This window comes from Nodosilinea sp. FACHB-141, from assembly GCF_014696135.1.
GTDB lineage: Bacteria > Cyanobacteriota > Cyanobacteriia > Phormidesmidales > Phormidesmidaceae > Nodosilinea.
This window is the reverse complement of sequence record NZ_JACJPP010000021.1, coordinates 320,113-326,561: the sequence shown is the minus strand read 5'-3', so window position 1 is coordinate 326,561 and position 6,449 is coordinate 320,113. Positions and strand designations below refer to the sequence as shown.

Sequence of the window (6,449 nt, the reverse complement as noted above, 5' to 3'; positions counted from 1 at the left end):
GGGCGAACCTGGGTATGGAAGTGATGCACGAGCGCAATGCTCACAACTTCCCCCTCGACCTCGCTACCGCTGAGGCGCCTGAAATCATCGGCTAGTCTGCAACGACTACCCCATTGATTGACTAGAACAACAGCGCTCCCCATGCGGGGAGCGCTGTTGCGTTTTGCTAGTCTCTGGAGCTTCCCTGGCGAAACGCCTAGAACTTGCTAAAGAAATTGGGTTTTGCCGTCAGTTGATAGACCTGAGGATAGGTTCCGGCCACGAAAGCTCCTGCACAGAGTAAGAGGTAAAATTCCCAATGGCGCTTCCATTCATCTAGCGTTTGAAACGGAGTCAAGTTAAGGATGGATTGGATATGAGGCTGAATCTCTTCCCAGTTTTGTTGGAAAAGGTGATTCCAGGCCCGTAGTGTGGCTGGATAGTGATGGGCAATATTGTGTTCTTTGCATTTGACGAATTGGCGGTCGCTCTCAATGGCTCGCCCTAGTTCTGAGGGGGAACCGAGAGAAGCGTGGGGAAAAATATAGCGATTGATATAGGGATCGCAGACCAAATTGGGATGATCAGCGCCAATCGTTTGGATTCCCAAGAGACCGTCGGGACTAATCACTTCCCGGACATTTTTGAGAATATTTGGCCAATTTCTGGTGCCGCCATGTTCAATAGTTTCCAGGAAGATGCATTTTGTGATGTGATCTACACCGGATGCGGCCAGAATATCCTGATATCGGTTGTGGTAGCTATGGTTGTAGAAATAGGCGTTCTCAAATTCTCGGAAAGTGCTACGGCAATAGTCGAGTTGCACCTCTGAAATGGTTATGCCGATGTAGGTGACATTGACACGAGGGCTTAAATAGTCAAGTAGGGTTCCCCAGCCACAACCACAGTCTAAAATGATGTCGCCATCGGTAATCTCTAGCTCATTACACCAGTAATCTAGATTCTGGTACTGGGCAGCGGTAAGGTTTTCCGGGACTGGATCTAACCCCGTCCAATCCCCGGTAGTGTATTTCATTGACTCTCCCAGAAAGCCTTCATACAGTTCCGTGGGCAGATCGTAATGTAACTTAGCTACATCGTTCTGTCGGATAAGGGAAAGGTTAAAAAACTTGTACAGAAGCTGTTCTATAACTAGATAGGGAGAATTGGGTAGATCAAAAAGCAGAGCATTGGTTTTAGCCGCTGGATTCAGAGCAAAAAGACGTTCGGAGAGCAGATCGATCCGATCGCAACGCCACAATCCTTGAATGTAGGTATTGCCCAACCCTAGGGTCTTGAAGGTTTTGAGCTGGTGAAGAACTGTTTCGCGCTGGTCGTCTTGGCAAATAATATCCCAAGGTCTTGAACCCTGTAGGGCTTCTTGTTCGGTGAGAACTTGAATGCCTTGGTTGAGAAGTTGCTGCCTCAGTCTGTCATCTTTAGCGGTTGCGAAGGTGATGGGGTTGAGGTCGAAGTGCAAAGAAGAGGACATAGTCTTTCTCCTAGGATGAGCAGTGCTAGAAAAGCCTGATCAGACTCAACGATGCCAACCTATGCCAATACGCTCAGAATTTGGTATCCGTTGGCAATAGCTACCCGTCATATTGCCAAGGAAACAGGAGAACGTCCTGAGTCCACGGGGCTAAATTGGACACTTACAGCCTTGACAAAAATGATATCCCTTCAATCTAAATGCTTGTCGTGGGATATTACGTTTTGCGACGGATGATTTTCCCCGACAGAGCACCTACTCCTGGTGGAGAATCAGCTGTACTCGATTCTTGATGTCATTTGGGGTGAGATGGAGGATACGTCTCGCATTCGTAAGGCCACAACGGAAAAACATGACTCTCCGACGATGCCTGCCATAGTACTGAGTCAGGCAACCTCAACGAAGCAAAGTCTAAAGTCTCGAGCAGAAGACAACTTGTGTTGCCAATCAGTGTTTCCCAGGTTGAGTAGGCCCTTGGCAGAGGCATTTAATATTTCTTAAATTGTTTTAGGCTCGACCTACGGCTGAAAGGGCATTTGCGCGGTTGTAGGTCGTTAAAAGCGCTGCGATATGTAACAAAAGTTGCCTTGACGCTCTCTAGAAGTTACGCGACACTACGTCTAATGGATGTGCCCACATCCGGGATCAATACGGTAGATTGAGTTTCGTAATGAACAGTGGCGAACTACACCACCCCTGCCGGTTAAGATCGGGTTATTAATCTGGCGCCTGCCAACCTGACATACCGCTGGGGAAGTTGTTAGCACCCACGATGTTTAAAGGTCACTAGTATCACCATCAATGGTGTTGAAACGAGCAATCCTTATGGAAACGTTAGAGTTCATTATTTACCCTGACGGTCGGGTTAAAGAGACAGTGACTGGCATTGTGGGTGCCTCCTGTGCTGAGGTAACCGCGGCTATTGAAGCTCAGCTGGGTACCGTGGTGGCTCAGCAGCAGACCTCTGAGTATTTCGCTCAGCGGAATGAGCAAACGGCTACCGAAACTGTGGCTGCCCAAACTGCCTACAGTCAGTGGTAATCTTTCGATTTCGATTATAGAGTCCCCTACTATCACCCCTAGCAAATGTCACACTTTAGCCAAATCAAAACCAAAATTCGCAATCTAGATTCCCTAAAGCTGGCTTTGAATGACCTGGGCACTGACTGGAAGTCTGGCCCTTGTGATGTGCGTGGCTACCAAGGGCAAACCCAGACCGCAGACGTGGTCATTGCCCAAGACAACGGCTACGATATTGGCTTTCGTCGCAATCCCGAAACCAGTGACTATGAGCTGGTGGCTGATTTGCAATATTGGCAGCAACCGTTGACTGTTGAAGGGTTTCTCAGCCGGGTAACTCAGCGCTACGCCTACAACACCGTAGTAGCTGAGACCTCTCGTCAGGGCTTTCAGTTGTCTGAAGAGCAGGTACGGGAAGATGGTTCTGTGCGGCTGGTAGTGCAGCGCTGGAATGGCTAACCCATCGACCTTTTGAATCTTGGAGAGGGGCTATTTGGCCCCTTTCTTTGTATTGGCCCAGCATTTGGGCGTTCTAAAGCACGAGTAGCAACTACAATGACACAGTTTGATGGGCAACCCAGCGCGACCGGCTTTGAGCCCGAGCTAGGCGGTCAGCTGCGCCAGGCAGAAGATCGCACTGGCTTTGAACCCGAGCTGGGCGGTCAGCTGCGCCAGAAGGGCGTCTATGTCGACGAAATTACCTGCATTGGCTGCAAGCACTGCGCCCACGTGGCCCGCAACACCTTTTATATTGAGCCTGACCACGGCCGATCGCGCGTTTACCGCCAGGATGGCGACTCTGAGGAGCTCATTCAAGAGGCGATCGACACCTGCCCGGTGGATTGCATCCACTGGATTGACTATACAGAGTTGAAGCAGTTGGAGCGCGATCGCAAGCACCAGGTCATTCCGGTCGCTGGCTTCCCGGTGGACAAAGCCATGTCAACCCTACAAATGCGCAAGGCCAAGCGCCGGAGCCAGCGCCGATCTGAGACAGGTTCCTAAGGGGGCAGACCTCTAGCCCTATGGGGCCGAACCTTCTGGCGGCACCACAACGACTGCTCCGGTGGGCAAAAACTGCACCTCTACCGTGATGGGTGCGTCTCTGACAACGCCAGGGATGATGTCACCGGGCTGAGGCAGGGTAGAATTGGTTTGGTAATTAGCCGAGAAGTCATTCAGAGGCTCTAGGGCAGTTACGGTGCCATCTGGCTCAAGGATCAAGCGGTAGCGCAGGGGCGCAGCTAGGTTGGCTGGGGGCCGCCACTGCTGCTCAAGGGCTTGGGTGAGGTTGCTAATCCAGGCGATCGCAGAGTTTGGGGCGGTAGTGGCGGCAATGCTGGGGCCAGTGTCAAAGGCTTCGGGGCTGGCCGGGGCCGTTAGGGCTTCGGGCTGGGCAGCATTCGGTGCCGGTTCAGTGGCTATGCGTGCCTCAGACGCGGCTTGCCCCCCGGCGCGTGCCTCGTCCTGGGTTAGGGGGGTAGGGGCTAGAGCGGGCTCGCTTTGGGATGGTTGAGCTGAGGCTGGGTCAGCGTCGGCAAGCGGGGGCGATGCCTTGGGCGTTCCAGGCTCAGGTGCAGTGCCAGAGGGGACCGCTGGACTGGTCGGCGCTGTCGTGATGGGCGCTGGCAGAGCCTCGCCTGTGGCAGCGGGGGCGGAGTCTACCGCAGTAGGAGTATTGGCGGCGGGGGGCGCAGGTGCTGCTGGGGTCAGCTGTGGGTTATCAGCAGAAGGCTGAGGCGTTGCCTCACCAGTTGATTGAGACTCGCTGGGGGAAAGCACTACGGAGCTAGGGGCGGTAGTGAGTAGCTGGTTGCCCAGCAGCGCGGCAATGCCCACCGCCGCCACAGACCCTAGCCAAAGCGGCAGTTTGGGGCGCACACGGCGAGTCTTAGGCATTGCCGCATCGGGCAGAATCTGAAGGTTGCTGTCGGCCTGCTCTAGGGCATCGGCCAGGTCAGACAGTTGTAGGGTAGAGAGTTCAACTACTCTAGGTGGCTCTGGGGGCACAGCCAGGGTGAGCCGATGGCGAGTTAGCCCGACGGGCTGAAGCGAATTTTCCCCCCGGGCAACCGCTCCTCCAGCGGCGATCGCATCGGCATTGAGATAATTTTGGACGTAGGTTTGCACCAGATCTGCCAGGGATGAAAACTGCGGCTCTCGGCCACCAATCTCCAGAATCATGGCCCGGCTAGCGAGGGTTCTGGCTTCTCTGGGCGCATCGTCACCCTGCACTTGCAGGTGAAACCGCGATCGCCCCAGCACCGGGCGGCCCGTAATCTGACTCAAGGGCGAAAGCTCTCCCACCAGTCGCAGAGTACAGGTGCCCGCCGCATATTCGTAGGAGGTGACAGTGGCGATCGCAGCCATAGCACTCAGCTCAAGAACACCTTAACCAATCCAACCAAAATTCAAACTTCTCACTGGCCAGCCCGCTCAAGCAGCGCCACCCACAGCTTACGGCTGCCGCCGGAGCCACTGTAGAACAGCAGATCGACCAGCAGCTTCAGCCCCAGGGCATTGATCTCGTCGGTGGTGGCGGTTTGATCGCCCTCCATGCGGTCTTGGTAGGCATTGCTAAAGGCGTCGAGGTAGTCGCCTAGCTGCGCGGTGCGGTGTGGAGGCTGCCCCTGTTCGAGGGCCTTCTCTAGCCGCGCCACGGCCTGCCGAATGGGATCGCGATGGGCGATCGCTAAATGACAACTCACCAGCACCAGGGCGCGGGCTTCGTCAACATCGAGCTTTTTGCGGCCCTGCCCCTTGCGCAGCGGGCTGGCCTGGCGCAGTCGCCATAGGTTGACGCGATCGCTCAGCAAATCCGATACCCCCAAATCGTTGGCCGCCGCCAGCATGGCGTCTGACCCCAGGCCGGTGAGGGCTTCTAGGGCTAGTAGCACCAGGTCGAGCTGAGCTTTGATGCTGCTCAACTGCCGTGGGGTTGGTGGCCCCTGCGGCTGAACTGGATTGGGCTCACTGTTTGACGCACTGAGGGAAGACGGTTCCACCGGGCTGCCCTGTTACTAACGTAGAGGATTGGGCTAATTGTGGCATGGGGGTTGCAGTTCTTGAAACGGGTTGGGAAACTACCGTCACACAGACCCAGCGCGGCCACAAACCGCAACCGCAAGAACCTAGTGACGCAACAACGGCCCAACTCGACAGCTAAAGCACTTCCCTAGGTTCCAAGATCCAGAAAATCGTGGGTGTGCTGCCAAATATCTTTCTCCACATCTGTTAGAGCATGGTCGCTGAAGAGTTCTACCAATCGCACCCAGGGGCGGGGGGCTGCGTAGGCCCGACTGGCTTCTATAGATATAGTCTCGTCATTAGTGCCGTGGAGAATCAGGGTTGGGATCTGGGCTTTTAGGCCATCGTCGCTGTAGCCGTGAGCGTCGGCGATGAAGTCGTAGTGTAGCGGTAGGGTGCGCTGCTCGGTGTAGTGGTAGATGGGGAAGGTGCCCTCAGTGCGCCAGGCTTCGAGTTGGTCAAGGCCGAGGCGGGGCAACCACTGAGCGAGAAAGTCAAAGGCGGGGGCTAGGAGCACCAGTTTTTCGATGCGGTCTGTAATGGCGGCTTGTTGGGCAACCCAGGCGGCAGTGAGGCCCCCTAGGCTAGAGCCGATCAGAACGGTAGGTTCGCTCTGGGCCAAAATCAGGGCGCTGATCTGCTGAATTTGGCGGCTGAGGGTGAGGTGGGCAAAGTCGTTCTGGTTGAGGTCAGGAATGATGAGGTCGAGGCCCAGCGTTGAGAAGCGGGCCTGCATGGCTTGGGCTTTGGCCGACTTGGGGCTGGAGGCGAAGCCGTGGAGGTAGAGGTATTGGGGCATGGGGGGAGTGAGTGGGCGGGTGGGCGGGTGGATGGGTGGGTGAGTCGGTAAAGGGGGAAACCCCTGGGGGTATGATATTGAATCGGTGTGCTTCCCAAGCTGGTAAGCAGTGCCTACTCTACGTTCGATTCA

At 55.2% G+C, this 6,449-nt stretch carries 7 protein-coding genes; 3 read left to right on the top strand and 4 right to left on the bottom strand.

Annotated elements, in window-relative coordinates:
* Positions 1-196: 196 nt before the first annotated feature.
* A complete protein-coding gene (locus tag H6F59_RS22360) occupies positions 197-1,471 on the bottom strand; it encodes a class I SAM-dependent methyltransferase (protein ID WP_190705900.1) in 1,275 nt (424 codons plus the stop codon).
* An 825-nt stretch (positions 1,472-2,296) separates the two neighbouring features.
* Between H6F59_RS22360 and H6F59_RS22355 the strand changes: the two genes are divergently transcribed.
* The 3 genes from H6F59_RS22355 to H6F59_RS22345 all read left to right on the top strand — a co-directional run bounded on the left by H6F59_RS22355 (position 2,297) and on the right by H6F59_RS22345 (position 3,496).
* Entirely contained in the window at positions 2,297-2,512 is a 216-nt protein-coding gene (locus H6F59_RS22355) for a DUF2997 domain-containing protein (RefSeq protein ID WP_190519618.1), read from the top strand.
* Between the two features lie 45 nt (positions 2,513-2,557).
* On the top strand, positions 2,558-2,950 hold the full coding sequence (locus tag H6F59_RS22350) for a DUF1257 domain-containing protein (protein WP_073608766.1): 393 nt from the start codon (positions 2,558-2,560) through the stop codon (positions 2,948-2,950).
* A 96-nt stretch (positions 2,951-3,046) separates the two neighbouring features.
* Entirely contained in the window at positions 3,047-3,496 is a 450-nt protein-coding gene (locus H6F59_RS22345; protein ID WP_190705897.1) for a ferredoxin, read from the top strand.
* Positions 3,497-3,514: 18 nt separating this feature from the next.
* Here H6F59_RS22345 and H6F59_RS22340 read toward each other — a convergent pair whose 3' ends face one another.
* From H6F59_RS22340 to H6F59_RS22330, 3 genes are all read right to left on the bottom strand, one after another.
* On the bottom strand, positions 3,515-4,861 hold the full coding sequence (locus H6F59_RS22340) for a DUF4335 domain-containing protein (protein WP_190705894.1): 1,347 nt from the start codon (positions 4,859-4,861) through the stop codon (positions 3,515-3,517).
* 50 nt (positions 4,862-4,911) lie between these two features.
* Positions 4,912-5,496: a DUF3038 domain-containing protein gene (locus tag H6F59_RS22335; protein WP_073608763.1), complete on the bottom strand. Its 585-nt coding sequence runs from the start codon at positions 5,494-5,496 to the stop codon at positions 4,912-4,914.
* A 170-nt stretch (positions 5,497-5,666) separates the two neighbouring features.
* Positions 5,667-6,317, bottom strand: a complete 651-nt coding sequence (locus tag H6F59_RS22330; RefSeq protein ID WP_190705890.1) for a YqiA/YcfP family alpha/beta fold hydrolase — start codon at positions 6,315-6,317, stop codon at positions 5,667-5,669.
* Positions 6,318-6,449: the final 132 nt, after the last annotated feature.

Coding starts and splice junctions, on each gene's coding strand:
- H6F59_RS22360 (WP_190705900.1), bottom strand. CDS start 1,471: ATGTCCTCTTCTTTGCACTTCGACCTCAACCCCATCACCTTCGCAACC.
- H6F59_RS22355 (WP_190519618.1), top strand. CDS start 2,297: ATGGAAACGTTAGAGTTCATTATTTACCCTGACGGTCGGGTTAAAGAG.
- H6F59_RS22350 (WP_073608766.1), top strand. CDS start 2,558: ATGTCACACTTTAGCCAAATCAAAACCAAAATTCGCAATCTAGATTCC.
- H6F59_RS22345 (WP_190705897.1), top strand. CDS start 3,047: ATGACACAGTTTGATGGGCAACCCAGCGCGACCGGCTTTGAGCCCGAG.
- H6F59_RS22340 (WP_190705894.1), bottom strand. CDS start 4,861: ATGGCTGCGATCGCCACTGTCACCTCCTACGAATATGCGGCGGGCACC.
- H6F59_RS22330 (WP_190705890.1), bottom strand. CDS start 6,317: ATGCCCCAATACCTCTACCTCCACGGCTTCGCCTCCAGCCCCAAGTCG.